Annotated in this window: 29 protein-coding genes; 22 read left to right on the top strand and 7 right to left on the bottom strand. The window is 41.3% G+C overall.

All coding sequences use genetic code 11. The features are described 5' to 3' along the window. Positions 1 to 124 precede the first annotated feature (124 nt). Positions 125 to 2,350: a primosomal protein N' gene (locus F903_RS04285; protein ID WP_416202013.1), complete on the bottom strand. Its 2,226-nt coding sequence runs from the start codon at positions 2,348 to 2,350 to the stop codon at positions 125 to 127. A gap of 214 nt (positions 2,351 to 2,564) precedes the next feature. On the opposite strand from F903_RS04285, the gene gspF reads away from it, so the two are divergent. The 3 genes from gspF (at position 2,565) to F903_RS04300 (ending at position 4,985) form a co-directional block, all read left to right on the top strand. After that, a complete protein-coding gene (gspF, locus tag F903_RS04290) occupies positions 2,565 to 3,770 on the top strand; it encodes a type II secretion system inner membrane protein GspF (protein WP_005194835.1) in 1,206 nt (401 codons plus the stop codon). 8 nt (positions 3,771 to 3,778) lie between these two features. Further along, positions 3,779 to 4,375: a type II secretion system major pseudopilin GspG gene (gspG, locus tag F903_RS04295; RefSeq protein WP_005194836.1), complete on the top strand. Its 597-nt coding sequence runs from the start codon at positions 3,779 to 3,781 to the stop codon at positions 4,373 to 4,375. Positions 4,376 to 4,640: 265 nt separating this feature from the next. Then, a complete protein-coding gene (locus F903_RS04300; protein WP_004668433.1) occupies positions 4,641 to 4,985 on the top strand; it encodes a hypothetical protein in 345 nt (114 codons plus the stop codon). Between the two features lie 52 nt (positions 4,986 to 5,037). Here the strand turns inward: F903_RS04300 and lnt are convergent, their stop codons facing one another. Together lnt and F903_RS04310 are read right to left on the bottom strand one after the other, a co-directional pair. Then, the gene (gene lnt, locus F903_RS04305) at positions 5,038 to 6,597 is read right to left on the bottom strand and encodes an apolipoprotein N-acyltransferase (protein WP_005194838.1); all 1,560 of its coding nucleotides are present in this window, start codon (positions 6,595 to 6,597) and stop codon (positions 5,038 to 5,040) included. Beyond that, positions 6,594 to 7,433: an HlyC/CorC family transporter gene (locus F903_RS04310; RefSeq protein WP_005194840.1), complete on the bottom strand. Its 840-nt coding sequence runs from the start codon at positions 7,431 to 7,433 to the stop codon at positions 6,594 to 6,596. Before F903_RS04310 ends, lnt begins: the two co-directional genes overlap by 4 nt. Positions 7,434 to 7,608: 175 nt before the next feature. Between F903_RS04310 and tusA the strand changes: the two genes are divergently transcribed. Continuing rightward, on the top strand, positions 7,609 to 7,866 hold the full coding sequence (tusA, locus tag F903_RS04315) for a sulfurtransferase TusA (protein ID WP_005194842.1): 258 nt from the start codon (positions 7,609 to 7,611) through the stop codon (positions 7,864 to 7,866). A 119-nt stretch (positions 7,867 to 7,985) separates the two neighbouring features. Here the strand turns inward: tusA and F903_RS04320 are convergent, their stop codons facing one another. Next, entirely contained in the window at positions 7,986 to 8,600 is a 615-nt protein-coding gene (locus tag F903_RS04320; RefSeq protein ID WP_005194844.1) for an HvfX family Cu-binding RiPP maturation protein, read from the bottom strand. A 164-nt stretch (positions 8,601 to 8,764) separates the two neighbouring features. On the opposite strand from F903_RS04320, the gene F903_RS04325 reads away from it, so the two are divergent. From F903_RS04325 to F903_RS04345, 5 genes are all read left to right on the top strand, one after another. After that, positions 8,765 to 9,073 (top strand): HvfA family oxazolone/thioamide-modified RiPP metallophore, encoded by a 309-nt coding sequence (locus F903_RS04325; protein ID WP_004668438.1) that lies wholly within the window; start codon positions 8,765 to 8,767, stop codon positions 9,071 to 9,073. 79 nt (positions 9,074 to 9,152) lie between these two features. Beyond that, positions 9,153 to 10,007 (top strand): HvfB family MNIO-type RiPP peptide maturase, encoded by an 855-nt coding sequence (locus F903_RS04330; RefSeq protein ID WP_005194847.1) that lies wholly within the window; start codon positions 9,153 to 9,155, stop codon positions 10,005 to 10,007. A gap of 9 nt (positions 10,008 to 10,016) precedes the next feature. Next, entirely contained in the window at positions 10,017 to 10,766 is a 750-nt protein-coding gene (locus tag F903_RS04335) for an HvfC family RiPP maturation protein (RefSeq protein ID WP_005194848.1), read from the top strand. 1 nt (position 10,767) lies between these two features. Continuing rightward, positions 10,768 to 11,385 carry an RNA polymerase factor sigma-70 gene (locus tag F903_RS04340; RefSeq protein WP_005194849.1) on the top strand — a complete coding sequence of 206 codons (618 nt, stop codon included), beginning with the start codon at positions 10,768 to 10,770 and terminating at the stop codon, positions 11,383 to 11,385. Then, positions 11,379 to 11,570, top strand: a complete 192-nt coding sequence (locus F903_RS04345) for a zf-HC2 domain-containing protein (protein WP_005194850.1) — start codon at positions 11,379 to 11,381, stop codon at positions 11,568 to 11,570. Before F903_RS04340 ends, F903_RS04345 begins: the two co-directional genes overlap by 7 nt. A gap of 78 nt (positions 11,571 to 11,648) precedes the next feature. Here the strand turns inward: F903_RS04345 and F903_RS04350 are convergent, their stop codons facing one another. Beyond that, positions 11,649 to 13,361 carry an electron transfer flavoprotein-ubiquinone oxidoreductase gene (locus F903_RS04350; protein WP_005194851.1) on the bottom strand — a complete coding sequence of 571 codons (1,713 nt, stop codon included), beginning with the start codon at positions 13,359 to 13,361 and terminating at the stop codon, positions 11,649 to 11,651. A 188-nt stretch (positions 13,362 to 13,549) separates the two neighbouring features. On the opposite strand from F903_RS04350, the gene F903_RS04355 reads away from it, so the two are divergent. The 5 genes from F903_RS04355 to F903_RS04375 all read left to right on the top strand — a co-directional run bounded on the left by F903_RS04355 (position 13,550) and on the right by F903_RS04375 (position 17,977). Then, positions 13,550 to 14,161, top strand: coding sequence for a DUF1285 domain-containing protein (locus F903_RS04355; RefSeq protein ID WP_005194852.1), 612 nt, complete (start codon positions 13,550 to 13,552; stop codon positions 14,159 to 14,161). A gap of 44 nt (positions 14,162 to 14,205) precedes the next feature. Further along, positions 14,206 to 15,084 (top strand): glutamate racemase, encoded by an 879-nt coding sequence (murI, locus tag F903_RS04360; RefSeq protein ID WP_005194855.1) that lies wholly within the window; start codon positions 14,206 to 14,208, stop codon positions 15,082 to 15,084. A gap of 103 nt (positions 15,085 to 15,187) precedes the next feature. Beyond that, entirely contained in the window at positions 15,188 to 16,216 is a 1,029-nt protein-coding gene (locus F903_RS04365) for a DUF4062 domain-containing protein (protein ID WP_005194857.1), read from the top strand. A 70-nt stretch (positions 16,217 to 16,286) separates the two neighbouring features. Next, entirely contained in the window at positions 16,287 to 17,303 is a 1,017-nt protein-coding gene (gene hemH, locus F903_RS04370; protein ID WP_005194858.1) for a ferrochelatase, read from the top strand. A 29-nt stretch (positions 17,304 to 17,332) separates the two neighbouring features. After that, positions 17,333 to 17,977 (top strand): MBL fold metallo-hydrolase, encoded by a 645-nt coding sequence (locus F903_RS04375; protein ID WP_005194861.1) that lies wholly within the window; start codon positions 17,333 to 17,335, stop codon positions 17,975 to 17,977. Positions 17,978 to 18,043: 66 nt separating this feature from the next. On the opposite strand, the gene F903_RS04380 is transcribed toward F903_RS04375, so the two are convergent. Continuing rightward, positions 18,044 to 19,780, bottom strand: coding sequence for a hypothetical protein (locus F903_RS04380; protein ID WP_005194863.1), 1,737 nt, complete (start codon positions 19,778 to 19,780; stop codon positions 18,044 to 18,046). A gap of 446 nt (positions 19,781 to 20,226) precedes the next feature. Between F903_RS04380 and pqqA the strand changes: the two genes are divergently transcribed. The 6 genes from pqqA to F903_RS04405 all read left to right on the top strand — a co-directional run bounded on the left by pqqA (position 20,227) and on the right by F903_RS04405 (position 24,557). Continuing rightward, entirely contained in the window at positions 20,227 to 20,301 is a 75-nt protein-coding gene (gene pqqA / locus F903_RS16360; protein WP_001982218.1) for a pyrroloquinoline quinone precursor peptide PqqA, read from the top strand. A 75-nt stretch (positions 20,302 to 20,376) separates the two neighbouring features. After that, positions 20,377 to 21,288, top strand: a complete 912-nt coding sequence (pqqB, locus tag F903_RS04385) for a pyrroloquinoline quinone biosynthesis protein PqqB (RefSeq protein ID WP_005194865.1) — start codon at positions 20,377 to 20,379, stop codon at positions 21,286 to 21,288. A 9-nt stretch (positions 21,289 to 21,297) separates the two neighbouring features. Then, positions 21,298 to 22,059, top strand: coding sequence for a pyrroloquinoline-quinone synthase PqqC (gene pqqC / locus F903_RS04390; protein WP_005194867.1), 762 nt, complete (start codon positions 21,298 to 21,300; stop codon positions 22,057 to 22,059). Next, a complete protein-coding gene (gene pqqD / locus F903_RS04395) occupies positions 22,052 to 22,336 on the top strand; it encodes a pyrroloquinoline quinone biosynthesis peptide chaperone PqqD (RefSeq protein ID WP_005194869.1) in 285 nt (94 codons plus the stop codon). Before pqqC ends, pqqD begins: the two co-directional genes overlap by 8 nt. Next, on the top strand, positions 22,333 to 23,493 hold the full coding sequence (gene pqqE / locus F903_RS04400) for a pyrroloquinoline quinone biosynthesis protein PqqE (protein WP_005194871.1): 1,161 nt from the start codon (positions 22,333 to 22,335) through the stop codon (positions 23,491 to 23,493). The genes pqqD and pqqE overlap by 4 nt, the downstream gene beginning before the upstream one ends. Then, entirely contained in the window at positions 23,493 to 24,557 is a 1,065-nt protein-coding gene (locus F903_RS04405; protein ID WP_005194873.1) for a dipeptidase, read from the top strand. The genes pqqE and F903_RS04405 overlap by 1 nt, the downstream gene beginning before the upstream one ends. A gap of 15 nt (positions 24,558 to 24,572) precedes the next feature. On the opposite strand, the gene F903_RS04410 is transcribed toward F903_RS04405, so the two are convergent. Beyond that, positions 24,573 to 24,764 (bottom strand): DNA gyrase inhibitor YacG, encoded by a 192-nt coding sequence (locus F903_RS04410; RefSeq protein ID WP_034594877.1) that lies wholly within the window; start codon positions 24,762 to 24,764, stop codon positions 24,573 to 24,575. 97 nt (positions 24,765 to 24,861) lie between these two features. Between F903_RS04410 and F903_RS04415 the strand changes: the two genes are divergently transcribed. Both F903_RS04415 and F903_RS04420 read left to right on the top strand, forming a co-directional pair. Then, the gene (locus F903_RS04415) at positions 24,862 to 25,506 is read left to right on the top strand and encodes a class I SAM-dependent methyltransferase (RefSeq protein WP_005194876.1); all 645 of its coding nucleotides are present in this window, start codon (positions 24,862 to 24,864) and stop codon (positions 25,504 to 25,506) included. Then, positions 25,499 to 26,695, top strand: a complete 1,197-nt coding sequence (locus F903_RS04420) for a TIGR03862 family flavoprotein (protein WP_005194879.1) — start codon at positions 25,499 to 25,501, stop codon at positions 26,693 to 26,695. The genes F903_RS04415 and F903_RS04420 overlap by 8 nt, the downstream gene beginning before the upstream one ends. Positions 26,696 to 26,804: the final 109 nt, after the last annotated feature.

A 26,804-nucleotide genomic window follows, 5' to 3' on the forward strand; every position in this document is an offset into this window, starting at 1 on the left:
TTACTTCTTTCAGCGATCCAATATATCGCGGAAACAATATATTAAATGAACCATGCAGGTTGTGAATGACATCTTCGAGTCTCATATTTCATGTGAGATTTTATGTCTGACATATTAAGTAGGGTTAACTAAACTCTTGTGGATCTACGTCAATCGACAGTCTGAGTTGATGTAGACGAGGTAAATGTACCACTTGTTGCCACCATTGGCGCAGATAAAAATGCAATTTTGCCCGATCAGCAGACAAAATCACCATGTGGGCACGGAAACGTCCTGCTTTGCGCTCCATCGGTGCTGGGATCGGTCCCCAGATATCGACTAGATCAGCAGCCATCGTTCTGAATTGTTGCGCGATTTCAGCTAAGAATTGTTGGCTATATGCTCGATCTTTGGATTCCACTCGAACCAACACCGTATAACGATAAGGGGGCAGCATGGCGATCTTGCGTTCTGCCAGCATTTGCTTCGCGACAGTCCGATAGTCATGCTTAATCAAAGTGGTGAGCATGGGATGATCTGGGCGCAGGCTTTGTAAATAAACACTACCTTTATGTTCACCACGACCTGCACGGCCTGCAACTTGAACGATCAATTGTGCAGTACGTTCAGGCGCACGTAGATCAACACTGAGCAAACCTGCATCAATGTCTAAAATCGCCACCAGCGTCACATGCGGAAAATGATGTCCTTTGGCCAACATTTGTGTACCCAACAAAATATTAGGTTTGTTCTGCTGAATCCGATCATAAATTTTTTGCCAGCTTCCGACACGACTGGTACTGTCACGATCAACTCGAATGACCTCGTGATGAGGGAAAAGTTCTTGTAAGTGTTCTTCAAGTTTTGCCGTGCCCGCACCAATGGTTTTGAGCGTTTTCTTTTGGCATGCAGGGCAATCATCAGGTAGTCGATGAATCGTACCGCAATGATGACAATGCAAATAGTGATAAGGTTGAGAGTGCAGGGTAAAGTGGGCATCACAATGTGGGCAATTGGCTTGCCAACCACAACTTTCACACATCAGAATCGGTGCATAACCTCGACGATTGAGAAAGATCAGCACTTGTTCTTTGCGCTCTAAGGTCAGTTTGATCTGCTCGATTAAGTTTTGGCTGATGCCATGTTTTTTCTTGGCAATTTTTAAATCAATTACATGCATTTTGGGGAGTACAGCGACGCCAGCACGTTGATTGAGTTCGAGCAAATGCAGTTTTCCAGATTCCACCAGATGATAACTATCAATACTTGGTGTGGCAGAACCTAGAATCACGGGGCAGCCTTGCAAATGCCCCCGATATAAGGCGACATCGCGGGCATGATAGCGAAAGCCTTCTTGTTGTTTGTAGGAGAGGTCATGCTCTTCATCTAAGATGATTAGGCCGAGATGAGGAAGTGGCGTGTAGATCGCGGAGCGAGTGCCGATGATGATTGATGCTTTGCCTGCTTGTGCATGTTGCCATGCTTGCAAGCGTTTCGAATCATTTAAACCAGAGTGCATCAATGCCACATCACAATGAAAACGTGATTTAAAGCGAGCAACGGTTTGTGGGGTCAAACCAATCTCAGGCACCAGTACCAATACTTGTTTGCCTTGTTTTAATACCTCATACATCACCTGCAAATACACTTCGGTTTTACCGCTACCAGTTAAGCCATCGAGTAAAAAGGCTTGGTAATGCTGTTGTGCTTTGAGGATATGTTGAATGGCTTTTTTCTGATCTTCATTCGGGGTGAGTGGCACTTGTGCCAATTGCACAGGCGTCGGGGTGAAATCATGTGGCTCAAGACGACACTCAATTAGCCCCTTTTTTTCTAATGCTTTGAGTGTTGCTGTTTCTACGCCACTCAAATTTAAAATATTTTCAGTGGTACCCTGCGGATGTAATTTTAATACTTGGTAAGCATCATATTGTTTTTGAGAACGTTTTAATAAAGCATCAGGGTTGTCGTGCGGTACAATAAGCCACTGGTGAAATAGAATATCTAAAGCACGACCTTGTCTTAATAATGTGGGCAAAGCACTTTGCATGACTTCGCCAATGGGGAATTGATAATATTGCGCTGACCATGTCACCAAAGTTAAAACTTGCTGATCTATAATGGCTTGCTGATCGAGTAGCTCAGTGATGGCTTTAAGCTTGAATTGTCCCGTAAATGGCTCGTTAGGATCAACTTTTTCAGTAATAATGCCAACAAGGTTTTGTCGACCAAAAGAAATTGCAACGCGTGCACCCACCTGTGCTTGTGCATATTGCTCAGCACTGACTGTGTAGTCAAACATGTCATACACAAATACAGGTATGGCGACTCGAATACGGTAAAGAATAGCGTTAGAATTTTCGGTAGGCATATAGGCTTTATTCATGTGTTAAATGGTACGATTTCATACCTTGTTTGGATCATTTTAGCTGATAAAGCAAGACATGGATGAAATATCAATCAGCCCTGTGCTACAGTGCTGTGCATAAGGTCAATCTGCCTCAGATGACTTGCGACACTTTGGCTTCTCATCCCTTACAAGGACGCAGCTTAACAACAACATTTTGGACAATTAGAACAGAACCATGCCAGCTTATCAATTTACTGCTATTGATGCTTCTGGAAAGCAACACAAAGGTGTGCTTGAGGGAGATTCCGCACGTCAAATTCGTCAACAGTTACGAGATAAAGCATGGACACCGATTGCGGTTGAAACCGTTGAACAAAAAGATAAACAACAACAGCACTCATGGTTTAAAAAAGGCTTTAGTGCTTATGATTTAGCATTGATGACCCGTCAGCTTTCGGTACTGGTTGCTGCCGGTATTCCACTTGAAGAAGCATTACGTGCGGTCAGTAAACAAAGCGAAAAATCGCATGTGCAAAACTTACTGTCTTCCGTGCGCTCAAAAGTCATGGAAGGTCATTCGCTTGCACAAGCGATGCAACAATCAGGACGATTTCCTGAACTCTATATTGCAACGGTGGCAGCAGGTGAACGCTCAGGGCATTTAGATCTTATTTTAGATCAGCTTTCTGATTACACCGAAAATCGTTTTGCGATGCAAAAGAAAATTCAGGGTGCGATGATCTATCCGATTATCCTGATGTTGATGTCATTTGCGATCGTCATGGGGCTGATGACCTATGTGGTTCCTGAAATTGTAAAGACTTTTGAGCAGAGTAAAGAAGCGTTGCCATGGATTACGGTGTTGTTGATGAAAGCCAGTGCATTCATCAAGCAAACATGGATTGGGATATTGCTGTTGGCTTTTATTGTCATTGTATTATTCACACGTTTTTTACGAACCACCGCAGGGCACTACGCATTTGACCGATTAACGCTCAGACTGCCACTATTTGGTAAACTTTCACGTGGTATAAATGCGGCACGATTTGCCAGCACCCTGTCTATTCTGACTCGATCAGGCGTACCTTTAGTAGAAGCACTTCGCATTGGTGCAGAAGTGAGCAATAACTGGGTGGTACGTGATGCGATTCAAGTCGCAATGGAACGTGTAACAGAAGGTGGTAATTTGGCAACGCAGTTAGAGCGATGCGGTTATTTTCCACCAATGATGGTACAAATGATCCGAAGTGGTGAAGCATCAGGTGAATTGGATCGCATGTTAGACCGTGCATCTACGATGCAGGATCGCGAGGTCACCACATTTATATCAACGATGTTGGCGTTGCTTGAACCTTTGATGCTGGTTTTTATGGCGGCGATTGTCTTGGTGATTGTCATTGCGGTTATGTTGCCAATTATTAATATGAATAATATGATCTAGGAAATTTGATGTTTGAGATGAAAATGAATAATTTAATGAATAAACACAATGTTGAAAATAGTTTGAATTCTGGTACTCGCAGCACAGCTTCTCGTCTTGCGGCATCGTTTAACGCTGAGCAGAAGCTTAATCCTGCTACTCGAAGCATAGCTCCTCGTCTTGCGGCACGTTCGAGCGCTGCTCGAATGAATCGTGCCTCAGGTTTCACCCTCATTGAAGTAATGGTGGTGATTGTAATTTTAGGTGTTTTAGCGGCACTGATCGTACCCAATGTGATGGGGCGTGGTGAAAAAGCCAAAGTCGATACCACTAGCATTACTTTAAAAGGTGTGGCTGGCGCATTAGATCAATATAAACTAGATAATGGTCGTTACCCATCAATGCAGGATGGTGGTTTAGACGCTTTGGTCAATCAACCTGCATCTGCAAAAAACTGGTTACCGGGTGGTTATGTTAAAGGTGGTTATCCGAAAGACAGTTGGGAAAATGATTTGCAATATGTGATGCCTGGCCGTGAAGGTCGTTCATTTGATTTATATTCGTTTGGTGCGGATGGTAAAGAAGGTGGTGAAGGTAATGATGCAGATATTTATTATCAGCCATAATTTTTAACTCAAGATATCACTTCATTCAATCACTAAATAAATCAAGAGTGAAGTGATAATGTTTCTTGATTCCAAAATATAATCTAAATATTTGAAATGTAAAAATATAATAAAATACTGATTATTTGATAGTTATAATAAGAACTATTCCCATATTTAATCGTTACAAGAAAAAGAAATTATGCATAAAAATAGTCTTTTCCTTTAGTTCAAAGCTTTGCATAATAAATCTAGATCATAAATATGATATATGGGGAGGTCGCAGATGAAAGCTTTTTTTGTGTTGGATGAACTGAATCAGTTTCATTGGGCCATGCTTAAATCTGTGTTGCTCATTTTAAGCTTGTTGCCGATTAGTCAAGCTGCATTAAATCTGTGGCAAACAACGGAAGGCAGTAGCCAAATCATGATTGGCTTTTTTGCACTAAGTATGTTGAGTGCTTGGTTTGTACTTTGCTTTTTAAGTGCTTTGAAAACCAGTGTTTGGGATAATAAAGCATTCATTTCTAATTATGAGCAGCTTTTGTTTAAAGCCTATCGCTATATTCCGATGTTATTTTTATCCAGTTTAGTCGCGTATTTAAGTGTGCAATTATCACTGGTATTTTGATTTTTATTGATTCAAAAAAAAGAGCGTTTTATTTAAAAACGCTCTTTTTATCTTATCGCCGTGATTTAAATGAAACATCGACCTTGCGAGGACGATAGAACCAACCCATCATCAGTAAAAGAACTGAAAAGATCAGGATCGGGTAATCACTTAAACGACTATATAGCGTTTGCCCTTGCATGGCGGGTAAATCGCCACGTAGCACAAACTCTTGATCGACTGGTGCTTGCTTTACAATATGACCATGATGGTCAATAAACGCAGTAACACCTGTATTGGTGGCACGGATAAACCAACGACCATTTTCTTTGGCGCGCATTTGTACCATTTGCAAATGTTGCCAAGGTCCTGCTGTACCAGTAAACCAAGCATCATTAGAAACCGTAATGAGAAAGTCACTATTCAATGCATTACGACGCGTCAGGTTTGGATAGGCAACTTCGTAGCAAATCGCCGCAGCTAAAGCATGTCCTTTAACAGTTAAGGGTTTTTGATTCGCTTCACCCCGAGAAAAACCAGCCATACTGACATCATTTTGCATGGCAGGTAGTACCCATTTCAGCAGCCCTGATAAAGGAATATATTCACCAAATGGAACCAAGCGTTGTTTCTTATATAAACCAGAAGAGTCACTGCCAGATGCCATAATGCTGTTGTAGTACTGAGGCTCACCAACTTGTTGTGATTTAGGTATATCCCAATATGGAATCCCAGTGACCCATGCACTCCCTGATGCTTGGGCTTGGGTATCCATTGCCGCTAAGAATTCAGGAATATCTGTCTGAAATAGCGGAATTGAAGACTCAGGCCAAACAATCAGGTCACGACCCCATTCTTTACGCGTTAGCGTTGCATAAATTTCGAGGGTCTTGATCTGGTATTCAGTTAACCATTTAAGATCTTGTGGAATATTACCTTGAAGCAATGAAACACTGAGCGGTTTAGCGGCTTTAGGTTGTACGAATTGAATATATCCGACAGCCCATGCACCTAAAACCAATAATGCCGATGGAATCACCCAAAACCAACGTCGATTTAAAATCTCGACCAAGGCACAAGCAAGTACAATCACCACGAATGAAACAGCATAAATACCAAACAATGGTGCATAGCCATCTAAGAGTCGTTCAGTAAAGGCATAGCCTGCAAATAACCATGGAAAACCAGTAAATACCCACGTTTTAGCCCATTCAAACAAGACCCAAATTGGCGCAAAAGTCAGGGGAGTTTCTGGGAAAAAACGACGATATAGCCATGTTTGTAGGGCGGTAAATAATCCCATCAACAGCGCCATAACGACGATCATTAGCACACTTAGAATCGCACTGGTGTCGCCATAGACGTGAATTGAAGTGTAGAGCCAAAATGCCCCAACAAACCATAAACCGAATCCATAGGCCCAGCCTAAAACGAAAGCTTGTTTAGGACTACGTTGGCGTAACACCGCATATAGCAATGCGGGTGACAAAATCGCCAACCACCAAAAATAATAAGGTGCAAGAGCCAAACTAAAGATTGCACCCGAAATGAGTGCAATCAACAGTGGAACGATAAAGGGGAGCTGTTTTTGCGGTTGAGAAGGATTTAACAGCTTTTCAAAATATGTTCTCATGAACGGACAGCTCGAATCAGATGAATAGTGCGTGCATCTGCTTCAATAATGGTAAATTGCCAGTCGTCAAGCTCAATGGTTTGACCTTGTAAATCACTGACTAAACCGATTTCTTGTAGCAGCAGGCCGCCCATAGTTTCAACTTCATCATCAGAAAATTCAGCATTTAAAATTGTGTTGAAATGTTCAATTGGTGTAAGCGCCTGAACGATCCATGTATTGGCTGTGGTTGGGTCATTGTCTGGCACGATATATAAAGCTTCTTCATCTGCAATATCATGCTCGTCTTCGATTTCACCAACAATTTCTTCAAGAATATCTTCAAGCGTCACTAAACCAGACGTTGAACCATACTCATCAATCACAATTGCAATATGAGTTTGTGTGTTTTTGAGCATACGCAACACTTGGTCGGTACGCGCACTTTCAGGAACAAAGACTGGCTGGCGCATTAAGGCGCTAATATCCACTTTAACATTGCGATCAGTTAAAAAAGGTAAAAGGTCTTTTGCGAGTAGAACACCGACAACATTGTCAGTTTGATCTGCTGAAAATACAGGGAAACGTGAATGTGCTGAATCAATCAGGACATCTAAGATATCGAGTAGCTGGTCATCCTCTTGTAAGCTAATCATCGCTGTACGTGGGGTCATGACTTCTCGAATCTTTGTTGCTGGCAGATCAAGAACACCCTCAAGCATAGCAACAGTATCTGGCTCTAAAAAGCGACGTGAGTCTTGGACTAACTTGAGTAATTCATCGCGGGTTTCTGGTGCAGTACCTAACCATTTTCTTAGGCCGCGCATACCCCACGACGGACTGGATTCCTCGATCATGATCTTTCCTAAAGACTCTCTATATCAATTAGATGATTTTCATCATACCGAAGAAAAAGCAGATATGCATCAACAAAACGATGCAAGAAACGTACAGTTTTTTCAAAACTTGTAGATGATTTCTAAATCGTCCCTTTATGTTAAAATATGAAAATTCGAATATTTGAGTTTTATGATGTCTGAACAATCAAACCTAGCTACTGTTCAACTCAATACGAGAGGGTTACGTTGCCCCGAGCCAGTGATGATGTTACATCAGGCGATCCGTAGAGCAAAGTCAGGCGACATCGTTGAAGTGTTTGCAACGGACCCTTCCACATCATGGGATATCCCTAAGTTTTGTATGCATTTGGGACATGAGTTATTGCTCAAAGAAGAAAGTTTGGATGAAAATAGTAATACTGAATATCGTTATTTGGTGCAGAAAGGTTAAATAAGCTTTTGCCTTAGACTATCTGAAAGTAGGCTTTAAAACCGAGTTTTTTCAAACGGGTACTGATGCTCAGCATGGCTAGATCGAACTAAGCCATGCGATTGTTTTGTATCATTCTCTTACTTTCTAAATTTATTCATATATCGAGATAGCCAATAATCGGAACTAAAATACCGACCTCCGCCAAGAACAATCAAAGCCAACAACATAATCAAATAAGTTGCAGCAAATTCGATTCCATTATTTAAAATCACCAATGAACCGCTCGACGTCAGCCAATCATAATTTCCATAGTTTTGTAAAATCTCACGTGCTTTTTCTAATTTTTCTGAAGATGCTAAGACTTGCGCATTTGCAAAGGGGGCATTTGCATCCGCAATCGCTTGCCAGCCATTGGGAAGATGTACCGTTAATATTGCAACGATCATGGTGATGATCAGTGGAATACTCACTAAACGAGTAAAAAGCCCAAGTGCTAATAATACTGCGCCACCAAGTTCAGCCGAAGTTGCAAGTCCTGCCATTAGGGTAGGAAAGGGCAAATCCAATCCCCAGTCAGGATTGCCGAACCACGCTACAGTATCATTAAAATGCATGAGCTTATTTTGCCCAGCCATCCAGAAAATAGGAACGAGATAGATTCTTAGCGCGAGTGCAGCAATTCCATCAAGGTGTCTAAAATATTGTAGGCTTTGTTGATACCAGTGCAATACTGAGTTAATTAAGTACTTCATGAGAATTTCACACCAAATAGCATTCAATGATTGTTAGTCGGTTGAAGAGTTAATTTATTACAATAATTTTTTTAGTTTTAACTGTAATAAATGGATTGGTCTCTCGTCTAATGATATGTACCCTAGTACAAACTTAAAAATTGACTCAAAAAAGGAACTCCAAAATGAATAAATTAAACTCAATGACTTCAGTCGCTGCATTGGTCGCACTTTCGATGGTTGGTGCAACGACTCAAGTCTCTGCTGCTTCGACTACCACTGAAACACATGTGACTAAAACTGCAGATGCAAAATGTGGTGAAGCCAAATGTGGCGCTGATAAGGCAAAAAAACAACATAAAACCACGGAAGCCAAATGCGGCGCTGATAAAAAAACTGCTGAAGCAAAGTGTGGAGCAACACATAAAGCAACAGATGCAAAATGCGGTGCTGATAAAAAAGCATCTGATGGCAAATGCGGTGCTGCCAAATAGTTTGCTCGAGAATCAACAAGCTAATGAATGATGCAAATCGATTTAATCTTGATTTGCATCATTCAATAAGGAATATTCCATGGTGGCTTTAACGGGTGTGGGTTTAGGTTTAAGGCGTGATTTTGTTGATACCTTTTTACAGGCTGATCAATATCCAGATTTTATAGAAGTCGCACCTGAAAATTGGATGTGTTTTGGCGGTCGACATGCAAAGCTACTCCAACAATGTGCTGAAAAAGCACCTCTGATTTGTCATGGTCTGTCTTTATCGATTGGTGGCCCACATCCACTCAATATCGAATTTATTCAACAGATAAAAACATTTTTAAAACGCTATCAGGTAAGTACTTATTCAGAGCACTTAAGCTATACCAATGATGGTGGCTATTTATATGATTTATTACCAATCCCGATGACTGAAGACGCAGTGCGCTATGTATCAGAACGCATTCTTCGTGTTCAAGATATCCTTGGACAAAAGTTGGTGCTTGAAAATGTCTCAACTTATCTGATGCCGCATGCTGAAATGAGTGAGGCAGAGTTTGTTGCTGAAGTCATTAAGCAGTCGGATTGTGAATTACTTTTAGATGTAAACAATGTCTACGTTAACAGTATTAATCATCAGAGCAATCCTTATGAGTTTATCAAAAAGATGCCCCGAGATCGCATCCGATATTTGCATATTGCTGGTCATGAGCAAGTGAGTGATGACTTATTAATTGATACACATGGGGCTAAGATCAGTGATCCCGTTTGGAAGCTATTGGCATTTACTTATCAACAATACGGTGTGAAACCGACATTATTAGAACGTGATTTTAATATTCCGACATGGCAAGAATTACAAGATGAGCTTGCCATGATTCAAAGCATACAAAAACAATTTTTACTTACGTCGTCATTGTCTAAAACATCATGCTTAACAGGATCATGAGGATATAAGATGAATAAGAAACTCCAGTCTTTCCAAGAGACCCAACACGCATTTTGTAATTGGATACGCGATCCCAAACAACCGATACCTCAATCTTTTGAAACTGAGCGTATGCGTGTCTATCGAGAATTATTATTTAATAATGTAAGTTCTTTTATTGACTTAGTTTATCCGGTTGCGCGATCAATATTGCCAAAAGAAACGTGGCAATGTCTTTTAGACGAATTTTTTCAAAAATCTATAAATCAATCGCCCTTCTATAATGAGATTTCACTACAATTTAGAGAGTATTTAAGCGAACAGCAGCATCCTGTTTTACAGGATTATCCTTGGCTCGCTGAATTACTACAATATGAATGGCTAGAGCTTTATTTAGACACTTTAGAAACCTCAGAGAAGCAATGTGTTCAAGCACCTGTATGGCAATTTAAAACTCAAGTTTGGGTTTTGGTATATCAATATCCAGTTTATCGATGGGCAATCAACCAAACTGATCTTGAGCAAGATCCAAGTGCAATCATGGTATGGCGAAATCAAAATGATCAGGTTTGTGTCGAAGTGCTTTCACCATTATTTGCTTTTTTAATTGAAAAACTACATCAACAGCCTTTATCTGAGTTTGAGCTTTGCGAGCTTATAAGTGCAACGCTACCTGATTTGTCATCACATGAAATTCTTTTACAAGTTAATACTTTATCCGATTTATTAACTCAGTTGGAGTTGATTGATATGCCCAAAAACTCGATAACCGAGGATTGAAATGTCTCTAGCCTCAGTTGAAAATGTTGATCTGAATCAGCAATTAAAAAATACAGAATATTTAACTGATCTTAGACAGCAAATGATGAAATTTGCAGTTTTACAACTTGCATCATTTCATCAAGCTGAGGATGTGGTTCAAGAAGCTTTGTTGAGCGCCTTGCAGCATGTTGCATCTTTTTCTGGCCGTGCTGCTTTTAAAACTTGGGTATTTGCGATTTTAAAAAATAAGATTGTTGATTTAATTCGGCAAAAGACTCGCCTCGTTACAATGAGTGAGTTATTCAATGATGATGAAAGTGAGCTAAGTGTCGATGCATTATTTGACGCTGCTGGGCACTGGCACAAATCCGAAAGACCTCAAGCATGGCAAAGTCCTGAGGAAATGATGGAGCAGCATGATTTTTGGGTTGTTCTTGATGCCTGTTTAAATCATTTACCAGCGAAGTATGCACAAGTGTTTATGTTGCGGGAAATGATTGAACTGAGTTCAGATGAAATCTGCGAAAAATTAGAATTAAGCATCTCAAACTTGAACGTTTTAATGTATCGCAGTCGAGTAAGACTACGTGAATGCTTAGAAAATAAATGGTTACTACAGGGGGATTGTTCATGTTGACGTGCCGACAAGCGACCCAATTGCTTTCAGAAAAACAAGATCGAACTCTGAACTTCAAAGAACTGAGTGCTTTACAGTTTCATGTGATGATGTGTAGTTCGTGTCGGCGTTTCGGTAAGCAAATGAAGAGTTTAAGTTTGTTATCCAAACAATATAAAAAGTTTGATGAAGGGCAGAAAGATTAAATTAAGAAAGCCTCATATTTTATGAGGCTTTCTTGGCTTAGTTTGCGCTAAAAACTTAATTTCAGCGCAAATTAAAAATTACATATTCGGATAGTTTGGACCACCGCCACCTTCAGGTGTTACCCAAGTAATGTTCTGTGATGGATCTTTGATATCACATGTCTTACAGTGAACACAGTTCGCAGCGTTAATTTGGAAACGCTTAGAACCATCATCATTTTCCATGACTTCATACACACCAGCAGGGCAGTAACGCTGTGCAGGCTCGTCCCACTTCGGCAAGTTAACCTGAATTGGTGTTTCAGGATTGGTCAACTTTAAGTGAGCAGGTTGGTTTTCTTCATGCACTGTATTCGATACAAATACAGATGATAAACGGTCAAAAGTAAGCTTGCCATCTGGTTTTGGATAGTTCGGTTTGAACGTTGAAGCATCCACTGTTTTCAGTGTTGCATAATCTTGTTTTAAGTCATGCAAGGTAAATGGCACTTTAAAGACATTTTGGTCGATAAAGTTAAATGCACCACCAATCCATGTACCAAACTTATGCATCGCAGGACCGAAGTTACGCGCTTTATATAACTCTTCTTTTAACCAAGAATTGTCATATTTTTCAGTATAAGCGGTGAGTTCTTTGGCAAAGTGATCGTCGCCTTCAGTGACACGTGCAATCGCAAGATCACCACCTTTAGCAACACCCGCAGCAATTGCTTCAAATACCGCCTCACCACATAACATGCCTGACTTCATGGCAGTGTGTGAGCCTTTGATTTTTGAGAAGTTCAAGAAACCAGCATCATCACCGATCAAGCAACCGCCTGGGAAAGTCAATTTAGGTAGAGAGTTAAAGCCGCCTTTGACTACAGCACGTGCGCCGTAAGAAATACGTTTACCGCCCTCTAAGTACTGTTTGATGACTGGATGAGTTTTCCAACGCTGCATTTCCATAAACGGATACATGTGTGGATTTTCATAAGAAAGATCGACAATCATACCCAAGGTCACTTGGTTGTTTTCAGCGTGATATAACCACCAACCGCCAGCAGAGCCAGTTTCAGACAATGGCCAGCCAGCACCGTGCATCACTAAACCCTCTTTATGTTTAGCTGGATCGATTTCCCAAAGTTCTTTGATCCCGATGCCATAATGCTGTGGGTCAACATCACGATCCAGTGCAAAACCTGCAATCAGGCGTTTGCCGAGATGACCGCGGCAACCTTCAGCAAACAAAGTGTATTTGGCATGTAATTCATAGCCCGGTGTGAAGTTATGCGTTGGCTCACCATTTTTGCCAATGCCCATATCACCAGTTTGAATGCCTTTTACCGTACCATCTTCGTGGTAAAGGATTTCAGATGCAGCAAAACCAGGGAAGATTGATACTTCTAATTCTTCAGCTTTTTGACCTAACCAACGCACCACATTGCCGAGAGAAATAACATAGTTCCCTTCGTTATGCATTGATTTAGGAACCATCCAATACGGCATCTTTTGTGATTTAGTATCAGACAATAAGAAATAAGTTTCGTCGCCAGTCACAGGGACATTGAGTGGCGCACCTTCTTCTTTCCAATTTGGGAACAATTCATTCATGGCACGTGGTTCAAGTACAGCACCAGAAAGGATATGCGCACCTACTTCAGAGCCTTTTTCAACAACACAAACAGAAAGGTCAGGTAGGTTGTTTTCAATCGCTAATTGACGAATTTTAATCGCAGCAGATAAACCCGCAGGCCCTGCACCTACGATCACTACGTCAAACTCCATCGCTTCACGTTCGATGTGTTCCATGTAGGACTCCTCATATTTTTAGGGGTGGCAACCGTAATATTGTGATTCGGTGCTGCCATGAGTGTTCTGAATTGCCAAACACAAAAAGAATCTATTGTGCTTGCAAACGTTTGGGATAGTATAGTTTTAAACCTTGATCTCGCCAATTGGCTGAGCGGTCATATTTTCTCGTCAGCAAGGCATAAACTATGATAAATGAAAATGATTCTTCACAGAATACAGGAAAAATCGTGTTTCCTGATGATAAAAACTTAATGAACATTGCACAATACTTAAAAGATGTACAGCAAAGTCACAAAAGGTCAATTCCACCTTTAGACCAATGGCATCCAAAGCATTGTGGCAAAATGGATTTGAAGATAAAAGCCAATGGTGAATGGTGGCACGAAGGTCAATTGATCAAGCGACAAGCATTACTTGATCTGTTTAGTAAAGTGTTATGGAAAGAAGATGGAAAGTTTTATCTCAAAACACCTGTAGAACAGATTGAAATCGAGGTTGAAGATGAGCCTTTATTGATTAATCAGGCCGATCAGATTGAGATCGAAGGCAAGACGTATTTGCAGCTCACAACGACCAACCAAGATGTGGTGATTGTGGATCAACAACATCCTATTTATATGCGTGAATATGAGGGAGAGCTACGCCCTTATGTACATGTGCGCTTTGGGATGAATGCCTTGATTCAGCGGCAGAGTTTTTATCATCTGATTAACTACGGTAACTTGTCTGAAAATGCGCAAGGTGAGGCAGTTTTAACATTAAAAAGTGGTGATTTGGTCTTGCATTTAAGCACCTGAGGTTTAAGCTTAAAAGAGCGAATAAACAAGTACCAATGATTTGTATGACTGCCGTTCAAGCGATGCCGCTTTTATTAGACCCTATGCCTCATGCATGCTCAGATGCACCGATTGGGATTTTTGATTCAGGGGTCGGTGGACTGTCGATTGCGCAAGAGATTGCTCAGCATTTACCAAATGAACGGATTCTTTATTATGCTGATACCAAGCATGTGCCTTATGGCGCTCGATCTGACCAGGAAATTCGCCAACTCACTGCTCAGGCAATTGAATGGCTCTATCGTCAAGGCTGTAAAATTGCAGTGGTGGCATGTAATACCGCTTCGGCTTTTAGTTTGGATTATTTACGTAAGCATTACGGCGAACACTTTCCAATCGTCGGTTTAGTGCCTGCATTGAAACCCGCTGTATTACAAACACAATCCAAAGTAGTGGCTGTGTTGGCGACGCCTGCTACGTTTCGTGGACAACTGATTAAAGATGTGATGTCTCATTTTGCTGAACCTGCAGGCGTGAAAGTGTTAACCGTGACCAGTTTAGAACTCGTGCCTTTTGTTGAGGCTGGGCAGCAATTGAGCGAAGCATGCTTGTCAGTACTACAGCAAGTTTTGCAACCTGTGATTGATCAAGATGCTGATTTTTTGGTGTTGGGTTGTACTCATTATCCATTTTTAAAAGAGGCGATTCGTCAGGTTTTTGATGAAAAGTTAAAATTAATTGATTCAGGGCAAGCAGTTGCGAGACAAACTGCATATATTTTGATAAAAAATAGGTTATTATCTGACAAAATGCGTCATAGTTTTGCACGTATTGAATGTTTTGTCAGTGGTAACAATGCTGTCGTATTAGAACCCGTACTACAGCGTCTTATACCAAAACAAATAACATGGACGATTCAAAATTTGGATGTTGTGAGCACATGAAAGTGCCAAATCGAACCATATTTTATATTTTATCGGGGTTATCTTTTAACAAAAATCAAGATTAGAACTTGATATTATTGATAAGTGAATTGGGGCTTAGCCTATGCAAGATACTCGTTATCAAGTCTTTATTTCGACATCTGGTCATGAAATGCAGCCAGAACGAGCGGTTTTAGCCCAGACTTTGGTTGGTATGGGTTTTTTCTCATGGGGTTTAGAACAGCGAACACCGCTTAGTACCTCGATTGCTCGTCGTCAGATTGATGACTGTGATTATGTGGTGATTTTATTGGGAAGTCAGTACGGTGAGCAGTCAGTTTCAGGTGTGGGCTATATGCATCTGGAATATATTTATGCCATGACCAAACAAAAACCGATTGTTGTGTTTATGCATGAAGAGCCTGAATCTAGGGAGGCGCAATTGCATGATCATAAAGCTGAATTAAAAGAAAAATTTAAAGAGTTTAGAAAGCAGCTGCAACACGAAGTTGATCAAGTGTTTTGTTATCGTACTTTAAGAGATTTGGAACTTGCAGTACGTTCGGCTATGCCGCAAATGTTAGAGCGTTATCCTGTGGTTGGCTGGGTTCGTCCTCAAAATACCCAAGTGTTACGTGATGAAATTGATACTTTGCGCGCTAAAGTCAAACAACTTGAAACAGAGATTGGTAGTCGAGAAGCAGATCCACTGACCAGCGTACCGAAAGTCTCGATGTATGAAATATATGCCTTTGAATATCGGATGCATGCTTATCAAGATGGTAACTTCAAAGAAGTCAAACCTCATCGAAAAATGACATGGGCGCAGTTGTTAAATGTACTGGGGACTGCGTTTGTAATCCCAACGCCAGAAGAATATTTTTCGAAACGCATGAACGAGTATTTAAATGAAACAGGCTTGGATGATGCGCGAAAAGAAATGCCAAGAGCGCATGCGGTGTCACGTGCTCAACTGAATATTCGAGCGTTGCACGAGATCAAGTTACAAATGCGCCAAAATGAATGGATTATTCCGACAGGGCGAGATGATCGCCAGCGTATGCTTTGGCAATTGACCACAAAAGGGCAAAAACTTTTAGAAAGTAATGTATTGGATAGTAATCGGGTTTTTCAGTTTAAGACAATGCATTAATCCAATTTATAAAAAGGCGCGAAAACTGCTAAAGTAATTGAATAAACTCAATGAAAAGCGGATGCGATCTATGTCAGCGACACCAAAACCTAAAGTGACTGTGGTTCTGGCAAATTTAGGTACGCCAGATGAACCTACTGCGTCAGCAGTACGTCGTTTCTTAAAGCAGTTTTTATCTGATACGCGTGTGATTGAGATTCCTAAAGCACTTTGGTGGATTATTCTACGATTGTTTGTGCTGACTTTTCGTCCTAAGCGAGTGGCCGAAGCTTATGCATCGGTTTGGTCAAAAGATTCCCCGATGCGAGAAATTGTGCTTGAACAAGCACAATTGATTAAACAACGTTTAGAAGATGAAAATCATCATTTTGATCTGAATGTTGTTCCTGCCATGACCTATGGTCAGCCAAGTATTTATAACGTTCTAGCACAACTTGAACAAGATCCGCAGGAGCATGTAATTTTATTGCCTTTGTTTCCGCAATACTCAGCCACATCAACCGCACCGTTGTTTGATGCGTTTGCTAAATGGATACCTAAGCAACGTCATTTACCGGGCATCACCCTTATTAAAGATTATTATCAGCACCCTTTATTTATTCAAGCATTGGCAGACAGTGTGACCAACTACCAGCTTCAACATGGTAAGCCTGAGAAATTACTCATGTCTTTTCATGGCATTCCGCAACCGTATGCTGACAAAGGTGATCCTTATGCAGATCGTTGCCGAGTCACAGCACGTTTAGTGGCTGAAGCCTTGCATTTAAATGAGGATGAATGGGCGATTAGCTTTCAGTCACGTTTCGGTAAACAAGAATGGGTCAAACCCTATACCGATGCTTTACTTGAGCAATGGGGAGAAGCTGGTGTGAAATCAGTTCAGGTGTTAAGTCCCGCCTTTTCAGCGGACTGTTTAGAAACGCTGGAAGAGCTTGCGATACAAAACAAAGAAATTTTCCAGCATGCTGGAGGCGGAGAATATGCTTATATCGCTGCACTCAATACCGATCAGGCACATATAGATTTGCTTGCCAGTCTGGTTCAGGCTAATCTTGACGCACTTACCCATACCTTAGCCCATCGTTAAGTCGATGCTTTACTCTGCCAGAGGTTGTTATGCTGCAAGTCAAAATCGTCCCTGTTACTGCATTTGCTCAAAATTGTTCTATCCTTTGGGATAGCGAGAGCAAAGAGGCTGTTTTGATCGACGCAGGTGGGGATGCTGCCGTTCTCAAAAAAGAAGTTGAGGATTTAGGCTTAAAGGTGAAAGCTTTGTGGTTAACCCATGGACATTTAGATCATGCGGGTGCAGTCGGGGAGCTTGCTGAAACATGGAAAATTCCTGTGATTGGTCCGCATAAAGAAGATCAGTTTTGGTTGGATATGATTCAGGAAGTATCTGCTCGTTATGGCTTTCCCATTCCGCAACCTGTCAAAGTCGATCAATGGTTAGAAGGTGGAGAAGTGCTGAAGCTCGGTGAGGATGAATTTGAAGTTCGTTTTGCACCAGGTCATACGCCGGGTCATGTGATGTTCTACAATGCACAGCATGGTTTACTTTGGACAGGCGATGTTCTGTTTAAAGGTTCAATTGGACGTACCGACTTTCCAAAAGGCAATCATCAGCAATTGTTGGATTCGATTCAACGTGAGTGCTTTAGTTTGCCTGATGAAACTCAGTTTATTTCAGGTCATGGCCCGATCAGCACCATTGGCTACGAAAAACAATTTAATCCATTTGTTGCCAGTAAAGCGGGTTAAGCCGTTGAAATATGCTTCTGTATAGCAGCTATACAGAAGCCTATTCCCATCATTTCGGTGAACAGATCAAATCGTTTCAAGCCACTTCTGATTGGCTAGACTCATATCAAAGTTCAAACTATTACAAATACTTTGCAAATCAAAAGAGGCTTTGTCTTCTGGAATTTGGATCAGAATAGGTAAACGGGTAATGCCATTATCGCCTGTTGGAAAGGCGTAGTGTCGCTCTTTATGATTCACAGAGATCAGTGATTCAAACTCTAAATAAACAATTAACGAAGGAAAGCGTCGTTGCATACGAATGATTTCCTGATGTGCATTTTTCTTAATTTGAGACGTTTTTTCTTTGAGCTTGAGGATCTTGTCCTTTATTTTTTGTGGTTTGTTGAATAGCTTGTTTAAGAAGCTAACACTTTGCTTTAACTGGCGTTGGTTTTCTTTTAGTTCCGAGAAAGCATCCTTGTATTCTTGTAAAGAGTGCGTACTAATATCTTTCAGCATATTGGTCGGTTCGAGTGCCTCTGCATGATGCTTTTTCCATTCATCATAAGAAAATACCGTGAAAATATCGGCGTGCCGTTTGTGCAGCAGCGTTGCGTAAGATTTGAGTCGAGCGACAAAAAGGTGGACGTGTTTATTGCAGATGATCGAAGGTTGTGATTGGAACGCAATAAAATGGCGGATAATCTCATCCAGCGTTTGTTTCATACTGATATATAAATAATGACATTCATCGGTGTGATGTACTGAGTGCTTTAGCGCATCTGCAATCGGCTCAAGAATATTACGACATAATTTTTGCTCAAAATCGATCAACCGTTGTTCTACCAGTTTTTCAATAAAAATACCTTTTGGGTTGAGTGGTTCCATCAAAAAGGGCAGCAGCACTTTGTCTGTATACAGTTCGATATTACGAACAATATCGGACACATAGTGATTGACTTGTTTATCGATGGTGATGATATGGTTGATCTGCCAGAGGAACTGCTGTTGCTGTGAGCTATCGTCGATTTGATCGAGATGCAGGATTGCGGCATTCACATAGATATTTTCACAGGCTTCAAATTGCTCTTCTTGTAAAAATCGTCGAATCGAAAAGGTATTTACAATACCTTCGGTGCTTGGTGCAAGTGCGAATATATATTTAGAGGTTTTGACGATATCCAGTTGTTTGGTTTTTTGTTGCTTATACAGGACGTATTTAAGGAGATGGTTTTTTTCCTCTCTTAATTGATGTGAGCGAATAATATTAAACGTGTATTTTAAAAGCTGTTGTTTTAAAAACACCTCTGTAATAAATGTCTTGATAATATCGTTATTAATACCTCGATGGTTGTTTGGAAGCGCGATATGTTCTTTGGCGAGGATCATTTGTGCAGCGACATAGATAAACTCCTTTAGAATCTGATTTTTCTGTGCTTGCAAATCAAAATCATCTTCCGTGTCGATGTTATTGATCTGACTTAGGATATTCTCAAGATAGTCTGAGATTTCGTAAATATCATGGTACTGTCGGAGTCTTTCTAAAGAATCAATGATCTTGTTGAGCAACATTTTAATATACGGATAGTGAATTTTTTCGCTCAGCACATTGAGGTCAGGCTTTGTCAGTGATGAGAAGGTATTGTCTTTTCTATTCCAGTGGATTTTCTTGTGTTGCAGGATGTGTTGGCAAATGTTCTCACGATCTTGCGGAGAAATGTCGGAAAATAAAGCTTGTAATGAGCGCTGCCAATCTTGATCTAAGTGGGGATCAATTTGTGTTGCCAAAACTTTAAGCTGATAGGGGATATTATTATTCATTTACACATCCTGTTAAATTTTAATATTTTTTATAAACTGGGCCGATATCAAACAATGCGATTGGATCAGCATGATGTACACGTTTTTGGGCTTAAACCCTATTTGTTTATCTATGCAACATTGGATTAAGATTTGCACAGCATCATGAAAAAGTAAATTACTGTGATGTAATTCACATATTTTAAAAGTGTAAGTTTTTATTGCTTAATTTCTTTTAATTTATCTTTTTGATTTTTCTATTTATTCTTTGATATGAGCTGAATGCGTGGTGGATTGCGCTGTGATGAATACTAAAATTTGAACAAAAATCACAATTATCGAACAATATCTTCGTACAAGCTTGTCTACAAAGCGGCTATTTTTATTTAGAATGATTTTTTGAATACTTCATTTAAATTGAATCAAGTGTTTAATTTCACAAGATGAATCTCATTGGAGACGATTTCATGCAATGGACTAAACCAGCTTTTACTGATTTACGTATCGGTTTCGAAGTGACTATGTATTTCGAAGCGCGTTAATCGCCCTCATTCGAATATTTCATAAGCCCTAGTCATGTTCTAGGGCTTATCTTTTTCTAATAAGATATTAATTTTATGCATATTTATGTTTTAGGTTCGGCAGCTGGAGGCGGCTTCCCTCAGTGGAATTGTAATTGTCCCAACTGTCATGGCGTTCGTACAGGTACGATTTCCGCCAAAGCGCGTACTCAGTCTTCGATTGCGATTTCTGAAAATGGCACAGATTGGATTTTGCTGAATGCATCGCCTGATATCCGCCAGCAATTGTTTGATTTCAAAGCCGCTCAGCCCGCGCGTCAGTTACGTGATACTGGGATTCGCAGCGTCATTTTAATGGATAGCCAACTCGACCACACCACTGGCTTACTTACCTTGCGTGAAGGTTGCCCAATGGATGTTTGGTGTACCGAGATGGTCTACCAAGATTTGAGCAGTGGTTTTCCTGTTTTTAATATGCTGAAACACTGGAATGGTGGACTGCAATATCACCAGATTGATCCGAAACAGGCCTTTAAAATTGATGGTTTTGAGCAGCTCGAGTTTTTGCCTTTCATTATCCAAAGTGCCGCGCCGCCATACTCACCTCATCGCCATGATCCGCATGAAGGCGATAATATTGCCTTGATCATTAAAGACCATAAATCGCAAAAGCAATTGTTTTATGCACCAGGGCTTGGAAAAATTGATGAGTTGATTATGCAGATTATGCGTGATTCAGACTGCGTCATGATTGACGGCACACTCTGGACTGATGATGAAATGCAGCAAACGGGTGTAGGGGTTAAAACGGGTCGTGAAATGGGGCATCTCTATATCAGTGGTGAAGGTGGTTCGTTGTCTTATTTGAATCAGCTTGAGCGACCTAAAAAAGTGCTGATCCATATTAATAATACCAATCCAATTTTAAATGAAGACTCTGCTCAATGTGCTGAACTGAAAGCGCATGGGGTAGAGGTTGCCTATGACGGCATGCAGATTGAACTCTAAGGTGAATATATGACACAAACACCTGAAGCATTCAGTACAGAACAATTTAGACAAGCCATTCTGGATAAGGGGCAGTATTATCATATTTATCATCCTTTTCATGTGATGATGTATGAGGGCAAAGCAACCCAGCAACAAATTCAGGCATGGGTGGCAAACCGCTATTATTATCAAATCAATATCCCACTCAAAGATGCCGCCATTATGGCAAATTGCCCTGATCAGCGCGTTCGTCAGGAGTGGATTCAACGCATGCTTGATCAGGATGGTGAATATCCTGATGGCGGTGGTCGCGAAGCGTGGTTACGTTTGGCGGAAGCCGTAGGTCTCAGCCGTGAGCAAGTGATTTCAGAAGAATTGGTGCTGCCGGGTGTACGCTTTGCCGTTGATGCTTATGTCAATTTCGCGCGCCGTGCCACATGGCGTGAAGCTGCTAGTAGTTCGCTAACTGAATTGTTTGCACCACAAATTCATCAATCTCGTCTTGATTCGTGGCCACAGCATTACCCGTGGATTGATGATCAAGGTTATGAATACTTTCGTTCTCGTCTCAGTCAGGCGCGTCGAGATGTTGAGCATGGGATGAGTATTACGCTGGATTCATTTACCACATATGAACAACAACAACGCATGTTAGAAATATTACAGTTTAAACTGGATATTTTATGGAGCATTTTAGATGCGTTGACACTGGCTCATGTGCATCATCAAGCGCCGTATCATCCTGTGACGACAGAACGCGTATGGCATAAGGGGTTATTTCGTGAATAAAGCAGCATTTGATTTAAAGCTGATCCCAACTTGGCGACAAGGTTATCGTTTTCAGTTTGAACCTGCTCAAAATGGTTTTGTGATTTTGTATCCAGAAGGCATGATCAAACTGAATGAAAGTGCAGGGGCAATTGGTCAGTATATTGATGGGCAGAACAATGTCTCTGCGATTATTGCCGAATTAAAACAACAGTTTGGTGATATTGCTGACATTGAGCAAGATGTGGTTGATTATATGTTAGTTGCTCAGCAGCAACATTGGATTGATTTACGATGACCGAAGGTGTCGGTTTGCCTTTATGGTTGTTAGCGGAGCTGACCTATCGTTGTCCGTTGCAATGCCCATATTGTTCAAACCCTTTGGATTATGCACAGCATAAGCATGAATTGACCACACAAGAGTGGTTCGACGTGTTTGATCAAGCACGTCAGATGGGGGCGGTGCAACTGGGCTTTTCTGGTGGTGAGCCGTTGGTGCGTCAGGATTTGGAACAATTGGTTGCACACGCACATCAACAAGGCTTTTATACCAACCTGATTACCTCTGGTATGGGGCTGACTGAACAACGAATTGCGGGTCTGAAACAGGCAGGTCTTGATCATATTCAAGTCAGCTTTCAAGCCAGTGATGCGGTGGTCAATGATGCCTTGGCAGGTTCCAAACATGCTTTTGATCAGAAGTATCAGATGTGCCGACTGATCAAGCAGTATGATTATCCGATGGTCCTGAATTTTGTGATCCATCGGCATAATATTGATCAAATTGAACAGATTATCGAACTTTGTCTTGAGCTTAATGCCGATACCGTGGAGTTAGCGATTTGTCAGTTTTATGGTTGGGCTTTCTTAAATCGGCAAGGTTTATTGCCGACGCAAGAACAACTGATTCGTGCAGAACAAATCACCAATCAATATCGAGAAAAATTACGCCAGCAAAATCATCCGTGTAAGTTGATTTTTGTGGTGCCCGATTATTATGAAGAGCGTCCCAAAGCCTGTATGAATGGCTGGGGGAAAATTTTCTTTACCGTTGCACCTGACGGCCTTGCGCTTCCGTGTCATGCAGCGCGACAACTGCCGATTGCTTTCCCCAATGTTCGTGAGCACAGCCTGTCCGAAATTTGGTATGAATCGACTGGTTTTAATCATTTTCGGGGTGATGCTTGGATGCCTGAAAGTTGCCGAAGTTGCCCAGATAAAGCGCGCGATTTTGGTGGATGTCGCTGTCAGGCCTATATGTTGACAGGGGATGCTGCCAATGCAGATCCCGTCTGTGGCAAATCGCCGTATCATCCACTGATTGAACAAGCACGTTTGGAAAGTCATCAAGATTCATCGCTCGAACAATTGCTATTTCGCAACAGTAAAAATTCCAAACGATTTATAGCTCGACAGCTTATTCCTGTTCAAAATATTCTAGATGAATCATTGTGATGGAAGCGATCAGCATAAATCTCGGCAACATGCCCATTTTTGATGGTCATAATGATGCGCTAACACGGCTATGGCTCAGTGATGACCCTGATCCCGTGCATGCTTTTATTCATCAGCGGCTCGCAGGACATATGGATTTAAAACGTTGTCAACAAGCAGGTTTTGTTGGCGGAATGTTTGCAATTTTCCTACCGCCATACGCCTATGTAAAACAACATCATCCGAATAAATTATTTGACCCACGTGCGACTGATTTTAGCCAGCAGCAGATTGAGCAGATTTGTTTAGAACAATTGAACTTAGCTCAACAGTTAGCGCAACGCTCTCATGACATTCAAATTTGTACATCGGTTGAGGAGATTCAGCGTTGTCGTGCGCAGCAAAAGTTAGCGATGGTACTGCACATGGAAGGTGCGGAATCTTTACAGCACAATCCAGATTTGCTTGATGTGTTTTATCAGGCAGGGCTACGCAGCATTGGGCCACTGTGGAATAGACCGAGTCGGTTTGGTCATGGCTTGAATGCAAAGTTCCCACATTCACCTGACACGGGCGCAGGACTTACGGTGGAGGGCAAAGCTTTTCTACAGCGTTGTGCTGATCGAAAAATCGTTGTGGATGTGTCCCACATGAATGAACGTGCCTTTTGGGATAGCGTCGATATTTTACAGCAGCCGATAGTAGCAACGCATTCCAACGCTCATGCTTTATGTCCGCAGGCACGAAATTTGACCGATGCACAATTGAAAGCCATCCGTGATAGTCAAGGAATGGTGGGCATCAATTTTGACGTGGCATTTTTACGTGCGGATGGGCAGCGTAACGCCGATACACCGATTGATGTGATTTTAGATCATCTGGACTATATGATGGATCGGCTTGGTGAAGAGTATATTGGTTTTGGTTCAGACTTCGATGGCGCATTGATCAGTACAGAACTTGAAGATGTCACAGGTATCTCCAAGCTGATTGAGCGAATGCAGCAGCGTCATTATTCAAGTGAATTGATTGAAAAACTGTGCTGGCGTAACTGGCTAGATGTACTGAATCGAATTTGGCTTTAGCAAGAGAGAAGAAGATTAATCTTCATACTCATCTTCACCACGTTTTACATCAGCTTGAGGCGACTCTTGGGTTGGGATTTTATATTCATCGCTTGCCCAAGCACCTAAATCAATCATTTTACAGCGTTCAGAGCAGAAAGGACGGAATGCGTTGCCTTCCCAAGTGCTAGCTTCTCCACAACGCGGGCAGGGAAAGGTACGAGGTATAGACATAGAAAATTCCTAAGAGGTGAAACAAATAGATTAGGCAAAAGTAAAGTCACTTGATAGACTTATGCCGATTTATAGATAGTTTGATGGGATTATGTCGATTCGTCAATTTCAAGCACAACGCATGCAAGCACCACGTGATTTTATCACAATTCCAAACACCCCGATCTGTGTCGAAATAGGTGCGGGAAAAGGCAAACATGCGCTGTTATTTACTGCCCAAAATCCACAAACAGCATTGTATGCGATTGAACGTACCAAAGAAAAATTTGTGGCCATGCAAAAACAGCATCAGCTTGAGCCTCGTGACCACTTACATTCTATTCATGCCGATGCATTGCCTTGGGTGGTACATGCTTTGTTTCCTGCTCAGGTAGAACAATTTTTCATTCTTTATCCAAATCCAGAACCGCATAACCCAGCACAGCGTTGGTTGAATATGCCGTTCTTTGAGTTTTTACTATCGCGTATTCAAGCCAATGGCACGATTACCTTGGCGAGTAATATTCCTGAATATATTGCTGAAGCAGAGCAGCAGTTAATTGACGTGTGGAAGCTACCATATCAGAAACAAAAAATTGCAGCGGATTCTGCGCGAACGCATTTTGAAATCAAATATTTAGAACGTGGTGAGCTTTGCCAGCAATTGATTATCACTAAACCTGAAGCTTATACAACTCGCTTTGATGATTTTGCACCTTTACAAGGACAAAACGCGCAAGAGAAACGTGATGCCTAAGCGGGTTGCAATTATTGGCGCAGGACCAGCAGGCTTAATGGCGGCTGAAGTTCTCAGTCAATATGGTTATGAAATCGAAGTATTTGAACAAAAACCTTCTGCTGCGCGAAAGTTTCTCATGGCCGGCAAAACGGGCTTGAACATCTCACATGCTGAGCCGATGACGCACTTTTTACAGCGTTATGATCATGCCGAATGGTTAGCGCCTTGGGTCAAACAATGGGATGCAAAGTGGATTCAAGACTGGATGCAAGGTTTGGGTATTGAATCCTATATCGGTAGTTCAGGTCGGGTGTTTCCTGTAGAAATGAAAGCAGCTCCTTTGCTTCGGGCTTGGTTAAAACGATTGATGGTGGATGGCGTCAAATTTCACTATCGACATCGTTGTGTTAGTTTATCCAATAATCAATTGACCATCGAAAATCAAAGTCAACGTTTTACAGCAGCTTATGATGCGATTGTATTGGCCTGTGGAGCGGTGTCATGGTCGCAACTGGGTAGCGATGGTCTATGGCAGCAATGGTTGTCGAATGATGAGATAGAGCCTTTCCAAGCCAGCAATGCTGGTGTATTGAAAGCATGGTCGCCATTTATGCAGGATTGTTTTGGGCAGCCACTCAAACGCGTTGATGCGTGGGTAGAGTCAGCGCAGAAGACACACGGTGATATCGTAATCACGCACTATGGTTTTGAAAGTGGTGTGATTTATAAACTGGGTCGTGATTTAAGAAGAAAAATTTCTCAGAATCAAGAATTAGCACTTTATTTAGATTTGCTGCCCGATGTAAGTCTTGAACAATTAGAAAAGAAACTACAAGCAAATAAAAAACAGTCACTCACCAATATTTGGCGTAAAGCAGGTTTGGATCAAGTCAAAATCAATCTCCTTCGTGAAGTGGTTGAAAAAAGCCTATGGTCAGATGCAAAACAGATGGCACAGCAGATTAAACATCTCAGCATTACTCTTGATGGATTCCGTCCAATAGAGGAGGCGATTAGCTGTGCAGGTGGAGTCAAACAAGCGGTGCTGTCGCCAAAACTACAATTGCAATCAAATCCGTATGTGTTCTGCTGTGGTGAAATGCTGGATTGGGATGCACCAACAGGTGGCTATTTACTGACGGCGTGTTTTGCAACTGGGCGTGCCGCGGGCGAAGGTGTGCATCATCTTGTGAGCAAACTCATTTAAGATGATGTTTTGCAAAGCATTGCTTAAATTTTGTGTATTTTTCATGTTCTAAATATTCTTTATTTTCGGGTGTTGGCGGGTTTTTTGCACTGTTGAGATTTATCATTTT

Origin of the sequence: Acinetobacter sp. NIPH 298, assembly GCF_000369505.1 — a bacterium.
Lineage (GTDB): Bacteria > Pseudomonadota > Gammaproteobacteria > Pseudomonadales > Moraxellaceae > Acinetobacter.

Coding starts and splice junctions, on each gene's coding strand:
- gspF (WP_005194835.1), top strand. CDS start 2,565: ATGCCAGCTTATCAATTTACTGCTATTGATGCTTCTGGAAAGCAACAC.
- F903_RS04300 (WP_004668433.1), top strand. CDS start 4,641: ATGAAAGCTTTTTTTGTGTTGGATGAACTGAATCAGTTTCATTGGGCC.
- F903_RS04380 (WP_005194863.1), bottom strand. CDS start 19,780: ATGAATAATAATATCCCCTATCAGCTTAAAGTTTTGGCAACACAAATT.
- lnt (WP_005194838.1), bottom strand. CDS start 6,597: ATGAGAACATATTTTGAAAAGCTGTTAAATCCTTCTCAACCGCAAAAA.
- pqqE (WP_005194871.1), top strand. CDS start 22,333: ATGACCGAAGGTGTCGGTTTGCCTTTATGGTTGTTAGCGGAGCTGACC.
- F903_RS04310 (WP_005194840.1), bottom strand. CDS start 7,433: ATGATCGAGGAATCCAGTCCGTCGTGGGGTATGCGCGGCCTAAGAAAA.
- F903_RS04285 (WP_416202013.1), bottom strand. CDS start 2,350: ATGCCTACCGAAAATTCTAACGCTATTCTTTACCGTATTCGAGTCGCC.
- pqqC (WP_005194867.1), top strand. CDS start 21,298: ATGACACAAACACCTGAAGCATTCAGTACAGAACAATTTAGACAAGCC.
- gspG (WP_005194836.1), top strand. CDS start 3,779: ATGTTTGAGATGAAAATGAATAATTTAATGAATAAACACAATGTTGAA.
- F903_RS04335 (WP_005194848.1), top strand. CDS start 10,017: ATGAATAAGAAACTCCAGTCTTTCCAAGAGACCCAACACGCATTTTGT.
- murI (WP_005194855.1), top strand. CDS start 14,206: ATGACTGCCGTTCAAGCGATGCCGCTTTTATTAGACCCTATGCCTCAT.
- F903_RS04330 (WP_005194847.1), top strand. CDS start 9,153: ATGGTGGCTTTAACGGGTGTGGGTTTAGGTTTAAGGCGTGATTTTGTT.
- F903_RS04340 (WP_005194849.1), top strand. CDS start 10,768: ATGTCTCTAGCCTCAGTTGAAAATGTTGATCTGAATCAGCAATTAAAA.
- tusA (WP_005194842.1), top strand. CDS start 7,609: ATGTCTGAACAATCAAACCTAGCTACTGTTCAACTCAATACGAGAGGG.
- hemH (WP_005194858.1), top strand. CDS start 16,287: ATGTCAGCGACACCAAAACCTAAAGTGACTGTGGTTCTGGCAAATTTA.
- F903_RS04365 (WP_005194857.1), top strand. CDS start 15,188: ATGCAAGATACTCGTTATCAAGTCTTTATTTCGACATCTGGTCATGAA.
- F903_RS04420 (WP_005194879.1), top strand. CDS start 25,499: ATGCCTAAGCGGGTTGCAATTATTGGCGCAGGACCAGCAGGCTTAATG.
- F903_RS04375 (WP_005194861.1), top strand. CDS start 17,333: ATGCTGCAAGTCAAAATCGTCCCTGTTACTGCATTTGCTCAAAATTGT.
- F903_RS04350 (WP_005194851.1), bottom strand. CDS start 13,361: ATGGAACACATCGAACGTGAAGCGATGGAGTTTGACGTAGTGATCGTA.
- F903_RS04345 (WP_005194850.1), top strand. CDS start 11,379: ATGTTGACGTGCCGACAAGCGACCCAATTGCTTTCAGAAAAACAAGAT.
- F903_RS04355 (WP_005194852.1), top strand. CDS start 13,550: ATGATAAATGAAAATGATTCTTCACAGAATACAGGAAAAATCGTGTTT.
- F903_RS04320 (WP_005194844.1), bottom strand. CDS start 8,600: ATGAAGTACTTAATTAACTCAGTATTGCACTGGTATCAACAAAGCCTA.
- F903_RS04405 (WP_005194873.1), top strand. CDS start 23,493: ATGGAAGCGATCAGCATAAATCTCGGCAACATGCCCATTTTTGATGGT.
- F903_RS04325 (WP_004668438.1), top strand. CDS start 8,765: ATGAATAAATTAAACTCAATGACTTCAGTCGCTGCATTGGTCGCACTT.
- pqqB (WP_005194865.1), top strand. CDS start 20,377: ATGCATATTTATGTTTTAGGTTCGGCAGCTGGAGGCGGCTTCCCTCAG.
- F903_RS04415 (WP_005194876.1), top strand. CDS start 24,862: ATGTCGATTCGTCAATTTCAAGCACAACGCATGCAAGCACCACGTGAT.